Below are 19,078 nucleotides of genomic sequence, written 5' to 3' on the forward strand. Positions count from 1 at the left end.
TTGCCAGTGTAAGCCTGCGCTTCAGGCTTCAGCGAGGTCTTCGACAGGTAGGCAGCTGCAAAACAGGTGCCGGTCGCCATAGACGTTGTCCACACGGCCTACGGGCGACCAGTATTTGTTCTGGCGCAGGCGTGCCACGGGGTAGGCGGCCACTTCGCGCGTGTAGGGATGCGGCCACTCGGCCTGCAGCAGGCTTGCCGCGGTATGCGGCGCGTTCTTGAGCGGGTTGTCGTCCTGCGGCCAGCGGCCCGCCTCGATGGCGCGGATCTCGTCGCGAATCGCGATCATGGCTTCGATGAAGCGGTCGAGCTCGGCCAGCGGCTCGCTCTCGGTGGGCTCGACCATCAAGGTGCCGGGCACGGGAAAGCTCAGCGTGGGCGCGTGAAAGCCGTAGTCGATCAGGCGCTTGGCCACGTCTTCGGCGACCACCCCGCTGCTTTCCTTGAGGCCGCGCAAGTCGAGAATGCACTCGTGCGCCACGCGCCCGGGTTCACCGGGGCCGGTGCCCTGGCCTGCGCTGGTGTAGAGCGTGGGGTAGTGCTCGCGCAAGCGCACGCTGATGTAGTTGGCGCTGAGGATGGCGGTCTCGGTGGCGCGGCGCAGCCCTTCGGCGCCCATCATGCGGATATACATCCAGCTGATGGGCAGCACGCTCGCGTTGCCCAGCGGCGCAGCGCTCACCGCGCCGACGCCGCCAGGGATGCCCGCCGTGGCGTGGCCCGGCAGATAGGGCACGAGGTCGGCCACCACGCACACCGGCCCGACGCCGGGGCCGCCGCCGCCGTGCGGAATGCAAAACGTCTTGTGCAGATTCAGGTGGCTCACGTCACCACCGAATTCACCGGGCGCCGCCACGCCGACGAGCGCGTTCATGTTCGCGCCGTCGATATACACGCGCCCGCCGTGCTGGTGCACGAGGTCGCAGAGCTCTTTGACCTGCGTCTCGAACACGCCGTGGGTGCTCGGGTAGGTGATCATCACGCACGCGAGGCGGTCGGCGTACTGCGCGCATTTGGCGCGCAGGTCGGCCATATCGACGTTGCCCTGCGCATCGCAGGCGACGACGACGACCTGCATGCCGGCCATCTGTGCGCTCGCAGGGTTGGTGCCGTGCGCGCTGCTCGGGATCAGGCAGACCGTGCGCTGGCTCTGGCCCTGCGCCGCGTGGTAGGCGCGGATCGCGAGCAGCCCCGCGTATTCGCCCTGACTGCCCGCGTTCGGTTGCAGGCTGATGCCCGCGTAGCCCGTGGCCTGGCAGAGCCAGGCGCGCAATTGCGCGTCGAGCAGCCGATAGCCCTGCAGTTGATCGGCGGGCGCGAACGGATGCACGTGGGCGAATTCGGGCCAGGTGATGGGGATCATTTCGCTCGTCGCGTTGAGCTTCATGGTGCAGCTGCCCAGCGGGATCATGCAGCGGTCGAGCGCCAGATCCTTGTCGGCGAGCTGGCGCAGGTAGCGCAGCATGGCCGTCTCGCTGTGGTGGGTGTTGAACACCGGGTGCGTGAGAAAGGCGCTGCTGCGGCGCAGCGCCTCGGGCAGCAGTGTGGCGACGCCGTTTTCGAACGCGTCCCAGCGCGGCAGCGCCTGGTTGGCGCTGGCAAAGTGCTGCGCAAACAGGCGCCAAAGCAGCTCGATGTCGGCGCGCGTGGTGGTCTCATCGAGCGCGATGCCCACCGCATTATTTGCATAAATTCTGAGGTTTGCGCCCGCAGATACTGCGCTAGCAGCTATTTTTTCGGTAGCTTCTGCGGTGTCGATCACGAGCGTGTCAAAGGCGCTTTGCGCGCGCAGCGGGGCGCCGAGCTGGCGCAGTCCCTCAGCCAGGATCGCCGTGTAGGCGGCCACGCGCTCGGCAATCCGTGTGAGGCCCGCCGGGCCGTGATAGACCGCGTACATGCTCGCGATCACGGCGGGCAGCACCTGCGCGGTGCAGATGTTGGACGTGGCTTTTTCGCGCCGGATGTGCTGCTCGCGCGTTTGCAGCGCAAGGCGGTAGGCCGGGTTGCCGTGCGCGTCCACGCTCACGCCCACGAGGCGCCCGGGCAGCGAGCGCTTGAGCTCGTCGCGGCAGGCCATGTACGCCGCGTGCGGGCCACCGGCGCCCATGGGCATGCCAAAGCGTTGCGTGCTGCCGACGACGATGTCCGCGCCCCATTCGCCAGGCGGCGCGAGCAGCGTGAGCCCGAGCAGGTCTGCCGCCACGACGAACAGCGCCTGTTTGGCGTGCACGAGCGCCACGTCGGCGCGCAGATCGTCGATGCGCCCGTGCGTGGCCGGGTACTGCGCGAGCACGCCAAAGTATTCGCCCGCAAGCGCCGCGCCCCACTCGGCCTGCGGCACCAGCACCACCTCGAGGCCCAGTGGTGCGGCGCGCGTCTGGATCACCTCGATGGTCTGCGGGTGCGCATCGGCCGAGACGATGAAGCGCTGGCTCGGGTTCTTGGCACTGCGCCGCGCGAGCGTCATGGCTTCGGCGGCGGCCGTGGCCTCGTCGAGCATCGAAGCGTTGGCGACGGGCATGGCCGTCAAGTCGCAGACCATGGTCTGAAAGTTGATCAGCGCCTCCATGCGGCCTTGCGAGATTTCCGCCTGGTAGGGCGTGTAGGCGGTGTACCAGGCGGGGTTTTCGAGCACGTTGCGCAGGATCACGGCGGGCATGTGCGTGCCGTAATAGCCCTGGCCGATGAAGCTCTTGAGCACCTTGTTCTGCGCCGCGATGGCCTTGAGCTCGGCCAGCGCCGCGGCCTCGCCCACGGGCGGGGGCAAGTCCATGGCCTGGCTGCGCGCGATTGCGTGCGGCACGATGGCATCGACCAGCGCGCGGCGCGAGGCGGCGCCGATCACCGAGAGCATGTGCGCTTCGTCGGCGGCGTCTATGCCGATGTGGCGGGGTAGGAATTCGGCGGCGTCTTCAAGCACGCCCAGCGGCGGAGTAACAGGCATGGATGCTCTCAAAAGAGAAGTTAAAAGCGCAATACCATCAAGCGTTTTTGCAAAATTCGGCGTAAGCAGCTTGGTCCATCAGCGCGTCGATCTCGGCGGGGTTCACGAGCTTGACCTTGAAGAACCAGCCCGCGCCCAGCGGGTCGGAGTTCGCGAGCGCAGGGTCGGCGCGCAGCGCTTCGTTGACCTCGACGATCTCGCCCGTGACCGGCATATAGACGTCGGCCGCGGCCTTCACCGACTCGACCACGCCGGCCACTTCGCCTTGCTTGTAGGTCTTGCCCACCTCGGGCAGATCGACGAACACCACGTCGCCCAGTGCGTCCTGCGCGTGCGCGGTGATGCCGACTACGGCGGCCTGCGGGTTGCTGGCGTCGATCCACTCGTGCTCGCGCGAAAACTTGATGTTCATGGCAATGGCTCCTGAAAAATGGGAAGGGGAGGGTGAATGTAAACCGTGCGTGCGGCCAAACTCCGCGCAAACGTGGCCTTCAGCCGCGGTAGTAGCGCGTGGGCACGAAGGGCATGGGGCTCACGCGCATGGGCACGGGCTTGCCGCGCACCATGGCGAAGACTTCGGTGCCCAGGGCGGCGTAGTCGGGCGGCACGTAGCCCATCGCGATGGGCTGGTTCAGCGTGGGGCTGAGTAGGCCGCTCGTGACCTCGCCTATCGTCTGGCCGTCCATGTTTTCGAGCGGCGCATGCTCGCGCACGGGTACGCGCTCGGTCGCGACCAGGCCCACGCGCTGGCGCGTGAGCGGCACGCGGCCATCGAGCTGCGCGAGCACCCGCTCGGCGCCCGGAAAGCCGCCGGCACGCGCGCCGCCCGTGCGCCGCACCTTCTGGATCGCCCACTGCAGGCCCGCCTCGACGGGCGTGGTGTGCGTGTCGATGTCGTTGCCATAAAGGCACAGGCCCGCTTCGAGGCGCAGCGAGTTGCGGGCTCCAAGGCCAATCGGCTTCACTTCGGGCTGCGCGAGCAGCGCGCGCGCCAGGGTCTCGGCCTGCGCCGCGGGCAGCGAAATCTCGAAGCCGTCCTCGCCCGTATAGCCGCTGCGCGTGACGAAGCAGTCGCAACCCGCGATGCGCGCGTCCATGCCGGTCATGAACACGAGTTTTGGCACCTCGGGCGCAAGCCGCGCCAATGCGACCGCAGCCTGCGGTCCTTGCAGCGCCAGTAACGCGCGTTCGGGCAGCGGCTGCACTTCACAGCGCTGGCCGATCCGGGCCTGGATGTGGGCGATGTCACCTTCTTTGCAGGCGCCGTTGACGACGACGAAGATGTCGCCCGCACGGCGAACGAACATCAGGTCGTCGATGATGCCGCCGGCCTCGTTGAGCAGCAGCCCGTAGCGCTGCCGGCCCGCGGGCAGGTCCATCACATCGACGGGCATCAGGCTCTCGAAGGCCGCGGCCGCGTCGGCGCCCACGAGGCGCAGCTGGCCCATGTGCGAAACGTCGAACAACCCCGCGGCGCTGCGCGTGTGCTTGTGTTCGGCCAGCAAGCCGGCGGGATATTGCACGGGCATGGAGTAGCCCGCAAAAGGCACCATGCGCGCGCCGAGCTCGAGGTGCAGGGCGTGCAGCGGTGTGGTGCGCAAGGCGGAAGTTTCGGCGGAGTCAGGGGTAGCGGCCACGGGACAATCTCCAGAGCAAAATGAACCGCAGCGAGCCTTGCGAAAAGCTGCGACGGGTTTGCCTGCTGTCCGCTTTACCTGAGAGATTCACCGTCTGCGCCGGCTGGGGGTTGCGCGGCGTCGAGCGGCTTGCTCCTTCGGTGGATGGCCACCGCAGAAAAAATGCCGCGGGGCGATCTCTCTCCAGCAAGGAAACGCCCGCATCGCTGCGGGCGCTTGCCAGTCCTTTTGCCTGAGCGTTCGGAGGGTTCCTGCGCCTTCGGCGGCATCTGCGGCCTGCATGGTGCAAGGCTGCGGATGCTCTCTCCTGACGCGGGGGATTCTAGCAGCCTGTCCATTTTCCCCCGGCTTTCCCTGCGCCTCCCGCGACGCGCTTTGCACGGCGCGAGATTTCTCGCTCTTTTTACAGCGAGTCCATGAAGCTGCGCAGCTTTTCCGAGCGGCTCGGGTGCTTGAGCTTGCGCAGCGCCTTGGCCTCGATCTGGCGGATGCGCTCGCGTGTCACGTCGAACTGCTTGCCGACTTCTTCGAGCGTGTGGTCGGTGGACATTTCGATGCCGAAGCGCATGCGCAGCACCTTGGCTTCGCGCGGCGTGAGGCTGTCGAGGATGTCCTTGACCACGTCGCGCAGGCCGGCCTGCATCGCGGCATCGACGGGCGCGGTGTTGCTGCTGTCCTCGATGAAGTCGCCCAGATGGCTGTCCTCGTCGTCGCCGATCGGCGTTTCCATGGAGATCGGCTCCTTGGCGATCTTCATGATCTTGCGGATCTTGTCCTCGGGCATTTCCATCTTCTCGGCCAGCAGCGAGGCGTCGGGTTCGAAACCGAACTCCTGCAGATGCTGGCGCGAGAGACGATTCATCTTGTTGATGGTCTCTATCATGTGCACCGGGATGCGGATGGTGCGCGCCTGGTCGGCGATCGAGCGCGTGATCGCCTGGCGAATCCACCAGGTCGCGTAGGTCGAAAACTTGTAGCCGCGCCGGTATTCGAACTTGTCCACCGCTTTCATCAGGCCGATGTTGCCCTCCTGGATCAGGTCCAGGAACTGCAGGCCACGGTTGGTATATTTCTTGGCGATCGAAATCACCAGGCGCAGGTTGGCCTCGATCATCTCTTTCTTCGCGTCGCGGCTGGCCCTCTCGCCTTCGTTCATGCGCTTGTGGATGTCTTTGAGCTCGGCCAGCGGCACTACCACGCGCTGCTGCAGGTCGATGAGCTTTTGCTGCAAGTCCTGCACCGGCGGAATGTTGCGCGCGAGCACGGCACTCCAGGGCTTGCCTGCAGCAGCTTGCTGCTCGACCCATCGAAGGTTCAGCAGGTTGGGCGGAAACTCCTTGATGAAGACTTCCTGCGGCATGCCGCACTTGTCCACGATGATGCGACGCAGCTCGCGCTCCTTTTTGCGCACGCCGTCGACCTGCTCGCGCACCATGTCGCACAGCTTCTCGATGGTCTTGGCCGTGAAGCGAATGGTCATGAGTTCGGCCGACAGCGCGCGTTGCACTTCCAGATAGGCGGGCGTGCCATAGCCTTCTTTTTCATAGATGGCGTGCATCTGCTCGAACAGCGCGCGCAGCTTGTCGAAGCGCTCCAGCGCCTGTCGCTTGAGCTCTTCGAGCTTCTTGGTCAGGGCCTTGGAGCCGCCCTTGCCATCATCGTCGTCGGCTTCGTCGAATTCGTCGAAGTCCTCCTCGGCCACGTAGTCGTCGGCTTCGTTGGGGTTGGAGAAACCATCGACCACGGTGGAGATGCTGACCTTGCCCGCGCGGATTTCCTCCGCCATGTTGAGAATTTCGGCGATCGTCGCGGGCGAGGCGCTGATCGCTTCCATCATGGCCATGAGGCCGCCTTCGATACGCTTGGCGATTTCAATCTCGCCCTCGCGCGTGAGCAGTTCCACCGTGCCCATTTCGCGCATGTACATGCGCACCGGGTCGGTGGTGCGGCCAAATTCGCTGTCCACCGTAGAGAGTGCGGCTTCGGCAGCTTCTTCGGCTTCTTCTTCACTGGCGCCCGTGGGGGCGTTGTCGGTGATGATCAGCGCTTCGGCATCGGGAGTCTGCTCGTACACGGCCACACCCAAATCGTTGAGCGTGGCGATCACGGCCTCCAGCGTCTCGGCATCGACGAGCTTGTCGGGCAGGTGGTCGGAGATTTCGACATGCGTGAGGTAGCCGCGCGTCTTGCCCAGCTTGATCAGGGCCTTGAGGCGTGCACGGCGTTTGGCCAGGTCTTCCTCGGACAGCACCGTTTCGTCCAGGCCGAACTCCTTCATCAAGGCGCGTTCCTTGGCCTTGCTGAGCTTCATGCGCAGCGGCTTGGCTTTTTCGACCGGCGCTGCCTCGACCTCAGCCGGCACCTCGACGGTGGCTTCTGCCTCGACTTCGGCGTCGAGTTCGAGCGCCAGGTCCAAGTCCACCGCGTCCAGGTCGGCATCGTCCAATGCCGGAGCTTCAGCCGCGGCCTTGGGCTTGCGCCCACGCTTGGCCGGCGCCTTGCCTTTGGCTGCATCAGCTGCCTTGATAGTTTTGGTTGCGCGGCTGGGTGCCTTGGCGGAGCTGTTTGCAGGCTTGAGCAGCACTTGATCTTCGGGCGGCACGCCCTCTGTGGCCGCTTTGGCCGATTTGGCGCGCGTCGTCTTTTTCGGCGTTGGGTTCAAAGCTGCTGCGGCAGCAGAGGACGCGGTGGGCTCGGCCACGGCTTCTGTTTCGGGCTTCCCTTTTTTCTTGGCAGGCAAAGTGGTGCTGGAGGGCATGGCAGGCTTCGTGGACTTTGTGGCGGACATGAGAAAGACCTCGGAGTCGAAAAACAATCAGGATGGAGTCAAATGTGAAGGCGCGTGCGGCACAAACAAGGAGATCATCGACAGTCGCGAAAAGCCTGGCGCAGCGAAAACGATGCGCCGCAGGCGATCCAAGTTGACTTGTACGAGTCCAAACAAAGCACGCACCCCAAGCTCGATGTAGCAAGCGCTGCATTTTTTGCGAAAGTCACTACCGTGTTTGCCGCAACCCACGCCTTGGGCGCAGGCAGCAAAATGGAGGTCGGCAAAAAAATGCCGCCGTGCCGCATTTGCAGCCAACGATTCCAAAGCAGAGCACGCCGCTAGCGCAGCGGCAGGGCTTCAAACCACGGGTGAGGGCAAGATGTCAGGGCGAACATTTGGTGTGCAGTCCTTGCGATAAGTGGGCCGCCGGTGGCTGTGCCGTGCATGTCGCGCTTTGTATCCTCGCTGGGATGACATGGGGGTGCGCGCTGGCCTGGCTCGGAGGTGCTGCTGTCGCTCTTGCCGACGTAACCTCATATTATAGCTGACGCAGCATTTTCAACCCAGGTTTTCGTGCAGGTTTTAAGTCCGCATGGGACGTCCGAAGAGGTTGCCTTTACTTTCAGGCGCCCTGACGCGGTGGGGGCCGAAGAAACAGGAAGGGCAATGAAAACCAATGCTTGGCACACAGCCATGCGCACGCCATGCCTTGTTGTAGCGATAGCGCAACATATCGGGCGGAAGCTGCTTTTGTGCCTGTTGCCAGGGCTTTCATGGCAGCACCAGGGTGGTGACGTATGGCACAATGAGTGCAGCGTTTTGGTGGTGCCCATCAAGGACGTTCCATAGTTCCTATTTCCTATATCTCGCAGCGCGGCTGCGGTTTTTTCCCTAAAGAGGAGAATCATGAAGAAACTGAACAAAGTAGCAATACTGTTTGCCTCTGCAGCGCTGGCAACCGCCGTAAGCGCTCAATCCTCAGACAACTGGAAGAACGGCACGGGCGAGTTGGTGTGGAAGAACGGCACGAACGAGTTGTGCTGGCGTGATGCCAACTGGACGCCAGCGACGGCAGACGCTCGGTGCGATGGCGCCCTGAAGCCCAAGGCGGCTGTGGCTGCAGCGCCTGCAGCAGCGCCTGCCGCTGCCCCGGCACCTGCTCCCGCGCCTGCTCCGGTGGCGGCTTCCAAGGTCACTTACGCAGCCGACGCATTCTTTGACTTCGACAAGGCCGTTCTGAAGCCCGAAGGCAAGGCCAAGCTCGACGATCTGGTTTCCAAGATCAAAGATATTAACCTCGAGGTGGTCATCGCCGTGGGGCACACCGACTGGACGGGGCCGGACGCGTACAACCAAAAGCTCTCGGTGCGCCGTGCTGAGGCTGTCAAGGCTTATCTGGTTTCCAAGGGTGTTGACAAGAGCCGCATCTACACCGAAGGCAAGGGTGAGAAGCAGCCTATCGCCGACAACCGTACCAAGGAAGGCCGCGCCAAGAACCGTCGCGTGGAAATCGAAGTGGTGGGTACCCGCGCCGCTCAGTGAGCGTTTTTCGATAGCCTCATAAAAAAGCCCCTGACAAGGGGCTTTTTTACGTCTATAAAGCTATCGAATTTTTATGATCCAAGGGATGCAGTGGAGATGCACCCCCTGGATATGAAATTTTTATTCGACCTTGGCTTTGGCGCGCAATTCCTCCTGGAATTTGGCCAGTTTTTGTTGCTGTAGCTGCTGTGCGATCTGGGGCTTGATGTCTTCGAGCTTGGGCAACTGGGCTTCGCGCACGTCGTCGAGGCGGATCACATGCCAGCCAAACTGCGTCTTCACGGGGGTTTCGGTCATCTTGCCTTTGTTCAGCTTGACCAGCGCTTCGGTGAATTCACCCACATAGCTTGACGGATTGGCCCAATCCAGACTGCCACCGCGAGCGGCCGACCCTGGGTCCTTGGACTGCTTTTTCGCGATGTCCTCGAACTTGGCCCCTTTTTTGATCGCTGCGATGATGGCCTTCGCGTCCGTTTCCTTTTCCACGAGGATGTGGCTGGCCTTGTATTCCTTGCCGGTATTCGCAGCCACGAATTTGTCGTATTCGGCCTTGATTTCGGCGTCGGTTACCGGGTTCTTCTTCTGGTAATCGGCAAACAATTCACGAATCAGGATGGACTGCCGTGCCAAGTCCATTTGCGTCTTGAAGTCCTGCGAGGCATCTAGGCCGCGTTTCTGCGCTTCCTGCATGAAGATCTCGCGCGCAATGACTTCTTCTTTGATCTGGTTTTCGAGCTCGGGCGTGATGGGACGGCCAGCGCGCTCGATTTGCTGCTTGAATACCTCCACGCGCTCCTTGGGCACGGGCTTGCCATTGACGATGGCAATGTTTTGCGCAGAAACGGGGAACACCGCGGTGCCGAGCACGACAGCGGCCACGAGGCCAGACAGGAGATTTTTCTTCATGGGATATCCAAAAATGATAGGCACGCTGGCAATACGCCAGCAAAAAAACGCCAAAAACGTCCAAACAAGCGAAAGATCAAAGAATCTCTATGGCCAGGGCGTGCAGACCCTGCGCTATGAAATCCTGCAGCGCATCATACACAAGCCGGTGCTGCGCCACGCGGCTTTTTCCGGCGAAGATGGGCGCTGCAATGCGCACGCGAAAGTGTGTCCCCCTGCCGCTGGCGTTTGCGCCGGCATGGCCTGCATGAGCGGCGCTCTCGTCGATCACTTCGAGCTCGGTTGGCTGAAGCCGGCTGCGCAGACGTTCGGCCAAGGCTTGTGCCGTGGGGACTATGGTGTGCATCGTGCGCTCATACCTTTGGGCCCTCAGTGCCCGTGGGCTCTTTGACAAAACGGCTCAGATAGACGGCCTGGCCGAGTGCGAACAGGAACATCAGCCCCAACCCGCCAAAGAGCTTGAAGTTGACCCAGATGCTGGTATCGAAGTGGTAGGCGACCCAGAGGTTCAGTGCCCCCATGCAGCCAAAAAATGCGGCCCAGGCCCAGTTCATGGTGCGCCACACCGGGGCGGGCAACTCCAGCTGGCTGCCTAGCAGCCACTGCAGCAGATTTTTGCGAAAAAGAATCTGCCCGAGCAGCAGCGCACCACCCATGAACCAGTAGAGCGCGGTGGGCTTCCACTTGATGAAGGCTTCGTTGTGGGCGAGCAGCGTGGCGCCGCCGAACAGCACGATGATGCCCAGATTGACCCATTGCATGGGCTCGATCTTGCCGTGGCGCCAGCGCAGGTAGGCGATTTGCAGCACGGTCGCGGCGATGGCAACGGATGTGGCCGTGAAAATGCCCCAGAGCTTGAACGCGCCGAAGAACAGGAAGATGGGAAAGAAGTCGATCAAAAGTTTCATGGTGCCCACGGCGTTTGGCCGTGTAATTTTCGCTCAGGTATTGTCGGATTCTTTCCGGGAGGCGTTATCGGCGTCGAAGTCGAGCGCGGCCGAGTTCATGCAGTAGCGCAGCCCGGTTGGTGCGGGGCCGTCTTCGAACACATGGCCCAAATGGGCACCGCATTGTGCACACAAGGTCTCGGTGCGCGCCATGCCGTGGCTGTAGTCGGTGCGCTCCACGATGGCGCCGGGGACGGCTTGCCAAAAGCTCGGCCAGCCGCAGCCGGCGTCGAATTTGGTGGCAGAGTCGAACAATGTGGCGCCGCAGCAGATGCAGTGGTAGCTGCCATCGGCCCAATGCGCCTCGTATTTGCCCGTGAACGGGCGTTCGGTGGCGGCATGGCGTGTGACTTGAAAGGCGACGGGTTCGGCGCCTTTTTGCGCGAGCAGCGCGCGCCACTCGGCCTCGGTTTTCTGGATCGGGAAGGTCATGAGGAGCAGCTGACGGTAATGGAGGCGGCCCAGTCGGGCGGAAAGTCGGCCCAGGCTTCGTGGCCCGGGTACTCGGCGAAGGGATTTTCGAGCAGCGTCTGCAGGGTTTGCAAGGGGGTGAAGTCGCCCTGCTGCGCCGCGCGGATGACTTGCTCCGCCAGGTGATTGCGCAGCACGAACTTGGGGTTTGTTTTGAGCATCAAATCGGCCGCTTGTGCTTGATCCACCTTCGTTAGCAGCTCTTTGTATGAGAGCAGCCAACGCTCCCAGCCGCTGCGCTCGGCAAACAAGGCGCTTACGGGTGCGAAGTCGCCGCTTGCGACGGCGTGCGACAGACGCCGCCAGAAGATGGGGTAATCGACGCGCTGGGCCGCGAGCAGCTGCAGCAGCTGGCCGACCAGCGCGGCCAAGGCGGAGCCGTCCTGCAGCCCGCCGTGTGCGACGCCAAGCCCCAGCTTGTCCGCCATGCGACGCAGGAATTCGCGCGTGAACGCGGGCTGAAAGCTCTGCAGCGCGGCCACGGCCTGGCCTTCATCTGCGAGCAGCGGCAGCAGGGCCTGCGCGAGACAGCCCAGATTCCAGTGGGCGATGGCCGGTTGGCGGTGGAACGCATAGCGGCCTGCGGTGTCACTGTGGTTGCAGACGTGGCCGGGGTCGAAGCGGTCGAGGAACTGAAACGGCCCATAGTCCAGCGTCAGGCCCAGGATGCTCATGTTGTCGGTGTTCATGACGCCATGGCAAAAACCCACCGCCTGCCACTGCGCAAGCAGCGTCGCGGTGCGCTCGCTCACGGCACGCAGCAACGCCGCGTAAGTCTGCGCGGGTGTGTGCGTGGGCGCGTGGCACTGCGGGTAGTAGCGTGCGATCACGTGGTCGGCGAGGGCGTGCAAGGATTCGTAACGATCTTGCTGCAGTCCTTGGGCATAGAAATGCTCGAAGTGCCCGAAGCGCACGAAGCTCGGCGCCACGCGCGTGAGTACGGCGGCGGTTTCCAGCGTTTCGCGGTGCACGGGGGCGGGCGAGCCTGTCAGGCACAAGGCGCGCGTGGTCGGAATGCCAAGGCCGTGCATGGCCTCGCTGCACAAGAATTCGCGAATGCTCGAGCGCAGCACGGCGCGGCCGTCACCCATGCGCGAGTAGGGCGTGCGCCCCGCGCCCTTGAGCTGCACTTCGAGCCCCTGCGCGCTTTCGCCGAGCAGCAGGGCGCGCCCATCACCGAGCTGCCCGGCCCAGACGCCGAACTGGTGTCCGCTGTACACCGTGGCGAGCGCGGGCATTGCCGCAGGCGCCCGGTTGCCGCTCAACATCTGCAGCGCGGTGTCGTCGCGCCAGGTTGCGGCGTCCAGACCCAGCAGCTGCGCGACCTGGGCGCTGGAGGCTACCCAATAAGGCGCTGGCAGCGGGGTAGGTGCCTGTGCGGCATAAAAGCCCGATCCAAGTGCGGCGAAGCCAGGCGCGCGCAGCGCGATCGGGTCGGTTTGCGCACCAGCCTGCGCGCAGGCCTGGGGATTGACGGGGGTGGCATACATGGCGTGGATTGTGGCGCAGCTGCCATGCCCATGCTGTCTGTTGGGCTGGGCGAGAAAGAAGGCCCAGAATCCTTGCGAAGCTCGGTATCAGAACAATTCGACGTCGTCGTGCGCGACCTTGGGCTGCAGCAGACCTTGCGCGATGAGATCATCGTAGTAGCAGACCTGGTTGCGCCCGTGTTCCTTGGCGTAATAGAGCGCTTGGTCGGCCAGGCCCAGCACCTCGACGGGCGCGCCTTTGTCAGCGCCGACGAAGCCTATGCTCACGGTGATGTGGCCCACCTGGGGGAAGCTGTGATCCTGCACCGCGCCGCGAAAGCGCTCTAGCACCTTGCGCGCCGTGGGGAGTGTGGCCGAGCGCAGCAGCACGACGAATTCCTCGCCGCCGAAGCGGAAAATCCGGTCTTCGCTGCGAAAGGACTTGCGCAGCAGGTTGGCGACGAGGATCAGCACCTCGTCGCCGAACAGGTGGCCGAAGCGGTCGTTGATCTGCTTGAAGTGGTCGATATCGACGAGCGCGAGCCATTGCTGCAAGGGTTCGGTTTCGTCCTCGTCGGGCAATGCGGAACACAGGGGCGTCAGGCCGGAGTCGCCCGACAACTGCGGCGCGGTGAGTTGGGAAAACTGCTCGTCGAAGGTCTTGCGGTTGAGCAGGCCCGTGAGGGCGTCGCGCTCGCTGTATTCGAGCAGGCTTTGGTAGTTTTTGTAGACCTGAAAAATGCCCTTGATGACGTCGAGGCTGTGCGCGGAAAAAGGGCGTGAGCGCGTGATCTCGAGGCAGGTGCTGACCTTGTCTTGCATCCACACCGGCAGCCAGAGCGTGTGCGCGCCGCGATGCAGCGAGGCCATGGCGCTGTCGCGGTGGTTCGCAATGCAGTCGTTGAGCGCAGGGTAGTGCGCCAGCGGCTCGCGCCGCGGGTCGGTGCTGGCTTGGCTGCGGGTCGAGACGAGTTTGCCGTTTGCCAGCCAGGTGCGCGGGCGCAGGCTGGGCACGCCGGCGTCGTTGAAAATTTCGAGTGCGCGCACGTCGCTGACGCTGCTGAGCTTCTGCAAGGTGGAGAGCACCGAGACTTCCAGCCGCACGTGATCGCGGTGCGCAGTCATGTCGGCGAGGTTTTGCAGAATCGGTTTCATGGTTGGCTGGAGCTCTCAATGGCGGCGCACGAAGACCAGGTCCCACACGCCGTGCCCGAGCCGCAGGCCGCGGTTTTCGAATTTTGTCAAGGGGCGGTAGGCAGGTTTGGGCGCGTAATCTGGGGCGGTGTTTTGCAACAGAGGCTCGGCGCTTAGAACGTCTAACATCTGTTCGGCGTACGGCTGCCAGTCGGTGGCGCAGTGCAGGTAGCCGCCGGGCGCGAGGCGCTGCGCGAGCTTGGCGACGAGGGGGGGCTGGATCAGGCGGCGTTTGTGGTGGCGCTTTTTGTGCCAGGGGTCGGGGAAAAAGATGTGCACACCGGCGAGCGAAGCGGGCGCGAGCATGTGCTCCAGCACCTCGACGGCGTCGTGCTGCACGATGCGGATGTTGGTGAGGCCCTGTTCGCCTATGCGCTTGAGCAATGCGCCTACGCCGGGCTCATGCACCTCGCAGCACAGAAAATCGTCCTCGGGACGCAGACGTGCGATGTGCGCCGTGGCCTCACCCATGCCGAAGCCGATCTCGAGCACCAGCGGCGCCTTGCGGCCGAACACGGCTTCTACATCCAGCGGCGCAGGCGCGTAGGGCACGATGAAGCGCTGGCCCCACTCGGCCAAGGCCTTGGCCTGGCCCGTCGTGGTGCGGCCTGCGCGGCGCACGTAGCTTTTGATGGCTTTGGGATGCGGCACGTCTGCCGGGGCGCCGCCGGCGAGGGGGGCTTCGCTGTCAGGAAAAGTATCAGAGCGAAGGTGAAGGAAAGGGCTTGGCGTGCTCACGGGGGCGATTGTAGTTTTTATGTAACCAAGCTTGCCCCCACCAAGCCAAAGCCTCGGGAATGGAGCGCTGGGGGGGCGTGGGCGGGGCCGGCAAGCCTAGCACATGCGCAGCCGCGCTGAGCGCGCGTAAGGGGTCGCGCAGGTCGAGCGGCGCGGCGCCGTTTTGCTTGGAGAGCTTTTCGCCGTTCGCAGCGCAGACTAGCGGCGTGTGCAGATAGTGCGGCGTGGGCAGCCCGAGGGCGTTTTGCAGCAGGATCTGGCGCGGCGTGTTGTCGGTAAGGTCTTCGCCGCGCACCACGTGCGTGATGCCTTGCGCCGCGTCATCGACGACCACGGCGAGCTGGTATGCCCACAGGCCATCGGCGCGGCGCAGCACGAAGTCGCCGACCGCATGCGCGACGTCCTGCACTTGTGCGCCTACTCTGCGGTCATGCCAGTGCACCGTGCTGTCTGCAATCGAAAAAAGAGCGCCTTGCGCTTTCTGTATCTGCACTAACGCCTGATTTGGCTTGAAATTGTCGACACGAAAACGCCAAGCCCGCGCGGGCCGCCCTTGCAGGCCGGCGCGGCAGGTGCCGGGGTAGGGCAGGGTGGCGTGGCGCGCAGGTGCGTGGCCCTGGGCGCACAGCGCGGCGGCAATGTCTTTGCGCGAGCAGGCGCAGGGATAGGCCTGCCCTTGGGCGATGAGCTGGTCGAGCGCCGCCTGGTACAGCGCACCGCGCTGCGATTGCCATACGGGCGGCTCGTCGGGCCGCAGGCCGCAGGTGGCGAGCTGATGCAGGATGTGCTCGGCCGCGCCCGGCACGCAGCGCGGCGTATCGACGTCCTCGATGCGCACGAGCCAGCGCCCGCCACGGCCACCGTGCCAGGCGCGCGCGTCCAGCCAGCTCGCCAGCGCTGCGACGAGCGAGCCCGCGTGCAGCGGCCCCGTGGGCGAGGGCGCGAAGCGGCCGCGGTAGCCTGGGGGTGCCCCTGCCACAGATGCAAAAGCGCGCGAATGGGCGTCGTCGTGCGGCACTATCATGGAATCCCTGTCATCCTTTTTGGGAGAGTTTCGCATGCCACAAACGGTCGTCGTTTACCACTCGGGTTATGGACATACGCAGCGGCTCGCGCAAGCCGTGGCCGAAGGGGCTGGCGCGCAATTGATCGCCATCGACGCCGACGGCAATCTGCCAGAAGGCGGTTGGGAGGCGCTGCAGGCCGCGCAGGCCGTGATTTTCGGCGCGCCCACCTATATGGGCGGGCCGAGCTGGCAGTTCAAGAAGTTTGCCGATGCGTCGTCCAAGCCCTGGTTCAGCCAGTCCTGGAAGGACAAGCTGTTTGCGGGTTTTACCTGCAGCGCCAGCGTCAACGGCGACAAGCAGGTCACGCTCGATTATTTCTTTCACCTCGCGATGCAGCACGGTGGTTTGTGGGTAGGGCTCGGGCATTTGCCCTCCAACGCCAAGGCAGCCACGCGCAACGATGTGAACTGGATCGGCACCTTCAGCGGCGCGGCGGCGCAGGCGCCCGCAGATGCCTCGGCCGGTGAGATGTTTGCAGGTGACCTTGAAAATGGCCGCATCCTGGGCCAGCGCGTCGCGCGGCTTGCGGCGCGGCTCGGGGTTTGAGTAGCGCGGTATTGCGCAGGCACCGCCGGGCGGTGCCCAGCACGGCCGCACGGCCGCACTTCGCTTTACTTTGACGCCGCAGCGCCGGGCAGCGTGGCCTCGATCTTGCCGGCAAGCTGCAGCATGGCCAGCGCAGCCGGGCAGCCGGGCAGCAGTTGCAGCAGCAATTGGCGGCGCATGATGGCCTCACGCACCGAAGGGTCGGCCGGGATGTCACCCATGTGGATCAGACGCACCGGCCGGCCCGATTCGGTCTTGACGAAGCGCTCGAGCACCTGCTGCAGCTGGCTCGTGATGGCGCGGCCGTCACCGGGGCGTGCCGTCTGGTTGATGACCAGGCGCACGTGCAGGCGTTTTTGCTGCGTGCACAGCACCTTGATCGCGGCGTAGGCGTCGGTGAGTGAGGTGGGCTCGGGCGTCGCGACGAGCAAAACCTCTTGCGCCAGCGACACGGAAAACAACACCACGTCGGAAATGCCCGCGCCCGTGTCCAACAGGATCACGTCGTAGCGCGGGCGAATCGTCTCAATGACCTGGATGAACTGGTTGCGTACCTCGGGCGTGAGGCGCGAATACTCGACCATGCCCGAACCCGCGAGCAGCGCGGAAAAGCCGCCCGGCGCTTCGACGATGGCCTCGTCGAGTGTGGCCTTGCCGGTAAAAACTTCGTGCAGTGTGACCTTGGGGTGCAGGTTCAGCACCACGTCGAGGTTGGCCAGGCCCAGGTCGGCGTCGAGCACGAGTACGCGCAGACCGCGGCGCGTGAGCGCGGCAGCCAGGTTGGCCGAAACGAAGGTCTTGCCCACACCACCTTTGCCGCTGGTGATGGCAACGATATGGGCGCCCGCGCCGCGCACCCTGGATGCGGGTGCGGCAGCAGGCGTAGCAGGGGCCTCTGTGGTCTCTGTGTTCTTTGGGGGCAGCGCGTCGTTCATCTTGTGCTTTCTTCAGGCGCTGCTGGCTGCATCCGTGGCGGAGAGGCTCCCCCAGGCGGAAGACGGAAAGGAGCCGCCGAACAACAGGCTTTTTTCCTCGGCGCTGACGGTGCTGTCGGGTTGCGCTTCAATGCGCACGCAATTGCGCCCACCGGACTTCGCGAGGTAGAGCTGCTGGTCGGCGCGCTCTATCCAGAGCTCGGGCGTGGAGCGTATCCAGGGCATGGCGAAGGCACCGCCCACGCTGAGGGTGACTTGCAGCTCTTGCGTTGGCGAGACGTGGATGGGGGTCTCGGCCACCATGCGGCGTATGCGCTCGGCCACCATGGTGCCGAATGCCGTCTGGCAGGTAGGCAATACCACGGCGAATTCTTCACCGCCGTAGCGCGCCAGGGTATCCATGGGGCGCACGCAGGCGCTCAAGGTGCGCGCCACGGATTGCAAGACCTTGTCGCCCACCACATGGCCGTGGAGGTCGTTGATGCGTTTGAAATAGTCTATGTCCATCATCAGCAGCAGGGCCGACTCACCGGAGCGCGACACACGGTCCATCTCTTGCTCTAAAACCGTCTCGAAATGGCGGCGGTTGGCAAGGCCCGTCAGTGGGTCTTGCACGGAAAGTTCGCACAAACCGTCGATCAGGCCTTGTACGTACTGCGTCGGGGGCAGGGAGCGCAGCGCGGCATCATCGGCGCCCGCCTGCACTGCCAAGGCATGGGCAGTGTCCAGGCGCAAGTCGCGCACGTCGATGAGAGAGGAGGCCGCGGAGAGGGGCACTTTGCAGAGGGTGGGCCGGCAGAATCCTTGGAGTTTATCAGTGGGTGAAGCATGCGCAGGTGCCGAGCAAGGCAAATAGCCCCAATGGATCATGGCTGCACATATATGCCTTTGGCGACGCTGCCCCAGAGCCTGAAGTCGCGCGCCGCGCGTTCGGCCAGCGCTTGCGCGCTGCCGCTCCAGACGTCGTAGCCCTGCTCGACCAATTTGCGCCGGAGTTCGTCCTGCGCGAGTGCGCGGCGTGCCGCTTCGCTGTAGCGTGCGACGAGTTCGGCGGGCATCTTGGCCGGGCCGTACAGCCCGATCCAGCCACCCACGTCATAGTCCGCGACGCCGGCTTCCTGCATGCTGGGCACTTGCGGCAAGGATGCATTGCGCTCGCGCGAGGTTACGGCAAGCGGGCGCACGCGGCCCGAGGCGATGTAGTTGCGCGCGCTGCCGATGATGTCGAACATCATGCTGATCTGCCCGCCGATCACGTCCGTCATCGCGGGCGCGTTGCCCTTATACGGAACATGTGTGAGCTGCGTGCCTGTGCGGGCGGCAAAAAGCTCTCCGCTCAGGTGGTTCGAGCTGCCGATGCCGGCCGAGCCGTAGGAGAGCTGCCCCGGATGCGCCTTGGCATAGGCCACGAGCGCGGGCACGCTGCGAAACGGCAGGTCTTTGTTCACGACGAGCACGTTGGCGTAGCTCAGGATGGGGGCGATGGCGACCAGATCTTTGGCCGGGTCGAAGGGCAGGGTGCCAAGGATGTGCGGGCTGATGGTCATCGTCGGGCTGCCTGCGAAGAAGATCGTGAGGCCGTTGGGCGCGGACTTGGCGACCGCATCGCCCGCGAGCACGCCGCCCGCACCGGGTTTGTTGTCCACCAGTACCGTCTGCCCGAGTGCCTGCGCGAAATACGGCGCGAACAGGCGCGCCGCCGCATCGACCGGCCCGCCGGGCGCATAGCCGACGAGCAGCTTGATGGGCTGGTTGGCTGCAGCGCCAGCGGTGGTGTGCGCCGTTTGCGCTTGCAGCGCCGCAGGCAGGGCGAGCGCGGCCAGCAGCAAGGCAGCGGCCGCGCGCCGGGGCAAAAGGGGATTCGATGCAGGCATGGGCTTGTCTCCGTGGGGCGCACACGCAGTGCGTCTTAG

General features: G+C 64.4%; 17 protein-coding genes and 2 riboswitches. Of the genes, 2 read left to right on the forward strand and 15 right to left on the reverse strand.

Going from position 1 to position 19,078, the window contains the following annotated elements; translation table 11 throughout:
- Window positions 1–21 precede the first annotated feature (21 nt).
- The 4 genes from gcvP to rpoD all read right to left on the reverse strand — a co-directional run bounded on the left by gcvP (window position 22) and on the right by rpoD (window position 7,368).
- A complete protein-coding gene (gene gcvP, locus FK527_RS08170) occupies window positions 22–2,943 on the reverse strand; it encodes an aminomethyl-transferring glycine dehydrogenase (protein ID WP_144732237.1) in 2,922 nt (973 codons plus the stop codon).
- A 37-nt stretch (window positions 2,944–2,980) separates the two neighbouring features.
- Entirely contained in the window at window positions 2,981–3,355 is a 375-nt protein-coding gene (gene gcvH / locus FK527_RS08175) for a glycine cleavage system protein GcvH (protein WP_144732240.1), read from the reverse strand.
- 79 nt (window positions 3,356–3,434) lie between these two features.
- The gene (gene gcvT / locus FK527_RS08180) at window positions 3,435–4,580 is read right to left on the reverse strand and encodes a glycine cleavage system aminomethyltransferase GcvT (protein WP_144732243.1); all 1,146 of its coding nucleotides are present in this window, start codon (window positions 4,578–4,580) and stop codon (window positions 3,435–3,437) included.
- 55 nt (window positions 4,581–4,635) lie between these two features.
- Window positions 4,636–4,777, reverse strand: a riboswitch (glycine riboswitch).
- 13 nt (window positions 4,778–4,790) lie between these two features.
- Window positions 4,791–4,900: riboswitch (glycine riboswitch) on the reverse strand.
- Window positions 4,901–4,983: 83 nt separating this feature from the next.
- Window positions 4,984–7,368: an RNA polymerase sigma factor RpoD gene (rpoD, locus tag FK527_RS08185; RefSeq protein ID WP_144732246.1), complete on the reverse strand. Its 2,385-nt coding sequence runs from the start codon at window positions 7,366–7,368 to the stop codon at window positions 4,984–4,986.
- Window positions 7,369–8,256: 888 nt separating this feature from the next.
- Here rpoD and ompA point away from each other — a divergent pair.
- The gene (gene ompA / locus FK527_RS08190) at window positions 8,257–8,892 is read left to right on the forward strand and encodes an outer membrane protein OmpA (RefSeq protein WP_144732249.1); all 636 of its coding nucleotides are present in this window, start codon (window positions 8,257–8,259) and stop codon (window positions 8,890–8,892) included.
- A gap of 120 nt (window positions 8,893–9,012) precedes the next feature.
- Here ompA and FK527_RS08195 read toward each other — a convergent pair whose 3' ends face one another.
- The 8 genes from FK527_RS08195 to gluQRS all read right to left on the reverse strand — a co-directional run bounded on the left by FK527_RS08195 (window position 9,013) and on the right by gluQRS (window position 15,641).
- Entirely contained in the window at window positions 9,013–9,798 is a 786-nt protein-coding gene (locus tag FK527_RS08195; RefSeq protein ID WP_144732252.1) for a foldase protein PrsA, read from the reverse strand.
- Window positions 9,799–9,874: 76 nt separating this feature from the next.
- Window positions 9,875–10,144, reverse strand: a complete 270-nt coding sequence (locus FK527_RS08200; RefSeq protein WP_144732255.1) for a BolA family protein — start codon at window positions 10,142–10,144, stop codon at window positions 9,875–9,877.
- A gap of 7 nt (window positions 10,145–10,151) precedes the next feature.
- On the reverse strand, window positions 10,152–10,706 hold the full coding sequence (locus tag FK527_RS08205) for a septation protein A (RefSeq protein WP_144732257.1): 555 nt from the start codon (window positions 10,704–10,706) through the stop codon (window positions 10,152–10,154).
- 33 nt (window positions 10,707–10,739) lie between these two features.
- Entirely contained in the window at window positions 10,740–11,177 is a 438-nt protein-coding gene (gene msrB, locus FK527_RS08210; RefSeq protein ID WP_144732260.1) for a peptide-methionine (R)-S-oxide reductase MsrB, read from the reverse strand.
- A complete protein-coding gene (locus FK527_RS08215; protein ID WP_144732263.1) occupies window positions 11,174–12,706 on the reverse strand; it encodes a protein adenylyltransferase SelO in 1,533 nt (510 codons plus the stop codon). Before FK527_RS08215 ends, msrB begins: the two co-directional genes overlap by 4 nt.
- A gap of 87 nt (window positions 12,707–12,793) precedes the next feature.
- Entirely contained in the window at window positions 12,794–13,840 is a 1,047-nt protein-coding gene (locus FK527_RS08220; protein WP_144732266.1) for a GGDEF domain-containing protein, read from the reverse strand.
- A 15-nt stretch (window positions 13,841–13,855) separates the two neighbouring features.
- Window positions 13,856–14,617, reverse strand: coding sequence for a tRNA (guanosine(46)-N7)-methyltransferase TrmB (trmB, locus tag FK527_RS08225; protein WP_425460424.1), 762 nt, complete (start codon window positions 14,615–14,617; stop codon window positions 13,856–13,858).
- A complete protein-coding gene (gluQRS, locus tag FK527_RS08230; protein WP_144732272.1) occupies window positions 14,580–15,641 on the reverse strand; it encodes a tRNA glutamyl-Q(34) synthetase GluQRS in 1,062 nt (353 codons plus the stop codon). The genes trmB and gluQRS overlap by 38 nt, the downstream gene beginning before the upstream one ends.
- Window positions 15,642–15,675: 34 nt before the next feature.
- Between gluQRS and FK527_RS08235 the strand changes: the two genes are divergently transcribed.
- Window positions 15,676–16,230, forward strand: coding sequence for a flavodoxin family protein (locus tag FK527_RS08235; protein WP_144732274.1), 555 nt, complete (start codon window positions 15,676–15,678; stop codon window positions 16,228–16,230).
- A 65-nt stretch (window positions 16,231–16,295) separates the two neighbouring features.
- On the opposite strand, the gene FK527_RS08240 is transcribed toward FK527_RS08235, so the two are convergent.
- The 3 genes from FK527_RS08240 to FK527_RS08250 all read right to left on the reverse strand — a co-directional run bounded on the left by FK527_RS08240 (window position 16,296) and on the right by FK527_RS08250 (window position 19,039).
- Window positions 16,296–17,165 (reverse strand): MinD/ParA family protein, encoded by an 870-nt coding sequence (locus FK527_RS08240; RefSeq protein ID WP_144732277.1) that lies wholly within the window; start codon window positions 17,163–17,165, stop codon window positions 16,296–16,298.
- Window positions 17,166–17,177: 12 nt separating this feature from the next.
- Window positions 17,178–17,942 carry a GGDEF domain-containing protein gene (locus FK527_RS08245; protein ID WP_246072727.1) on the reverse strand — a complete coding sequence of 255 codons (765 nt, stop codon included), beginning with the start codon at window positions 17,940–17,942 and terminating at the stop codon, window positions 17,178–17,180.
- Window positions 17,943–18,031: 89 nt separating this feature from the next.
- On the reverse strand, window positions 18,032–19,039 hold the full coding sequence (locus tag FK527_RS08250; RefSeq protein ID WP_144732284.1) for a Bug family tripartite tricarboxylate transporter substrate binding protein: 1,008 nt from the start codon (window positions 19,037–19,039) through the stop codon (window positions 18,032–18,034).
- Window positions 19,040–19,078 lie beyond the last annotated feature (39 nt).

Source organism: Extensimonas perlucida, from assembly GCF_007655255.1.
GTDB classification, from domain to species: Bacteria; Pseudomonadota; Gammaproteobacteria; order Burkholderiales; family Burkholderiaceae_C; genus Extensimonas; species Extensimonas perlucida.

Excerpts from the sequence above, each read along its gene's own strand:
- FK527_RS08220 (WP_144732266.1), bottom strand. The coding sequence starts at position 13,840 with ATGAAACCGATTCTGCAAAACCTCGCCGACATGACTGCGCACCGCGAT.
- FK527_RS08235 (WP_144732274.1), top strand. The coding sequence starts at position 15,676 with ATGCCACAAACGGTCGTCGTTTACCACTCGGGTTATGGACATACGCAG.
- FK527_RS08240 (WP_144732277.1), bottom strand. The coding sequence starts at position 17,165 with ATGAACGACGCGCTGCCCCCAAAGAACACAGAGACCACAGAGGCCCCT.
- FK527_RS08195 (WP_144732252.1), bottom strand. The coding sequence starts at position 9,798 with ATGAAGAAAAATCTCCTGTCTGGCCTCGTGGCCGCTGTCGTGCTCGGC.
- FK527_RS08215 (WP_144732263.1), bottom strand. The coding sequence starts at position 12,706 with ATGTATGCCACCCCCGTCAATCCCCAGGCCTGCGCGCAGGCTGGTGCG.
- rpoD (WP_144732246.1), bottom strand. The coding sequence starts at position 7,368 with ATGTCCGCCACAAAGTCCACGAAGCCTGCCATGCCCTCCAGCACCACT.
- FK527_RS08200 (WP_144732255.1), bottom strand. The coding sequence starts at position 10,144 with ATGCACACCATAGTCCCCACGGCACAAGCCTTGGCCGAACGTCTGCGC.
- ompA (WP_144732249.1), top strand. The coding sequence starts at position 8,257 with ATGAAGAAACTGAACAAAGTAGCAATACTGTTTGCCTCTGCAGCGCTG.
- FK527_RS08250 (WP_144732284.1), bottom strand. The coding sequence starts at position 19,039 with ATGCCTGCATCGAATCCCCTTTTGCCCCGGCGCGCGGCCGCTGCCTTG.
- gcvP (WP_144732237.1), bottom strand. The coding sequence starts at position 2,943 with ATGCCTGTTACTCCGCCGCTGGGCGTGCTTGAAGACGCCGCCGAATTC.
- gluQRS (WP_144732272.1), bottom strand. The coding sequence starts at position 15,641 with ATGATAGTGCCGCACGACGACGCCCATTCGCGCGCTTTTGCATCTGTG.
- FK527_RS08205 (WP_144732257.1), bottom strand. The coding sequence starts at position 10,706 with ATGAAACTTTTGATCGACTTCTTTCCCATCTTCCTGTTCTTCGGCGCG.
- msrB (WP_144732260.1), bottom strand. The coding sequence starts at position 11,177 with ATGACCTTCCCGATCCAGAAAACCGAGGCCGAGTGGCGCGCGCTGCTC.
- gcvH (WP_144732240.1), bottom strand. The coding sequence starts at position 3,355 with ATGAACATCAAGTTTTCGCGCGAGCACGAGTGGATCGACGCCAGCAAC.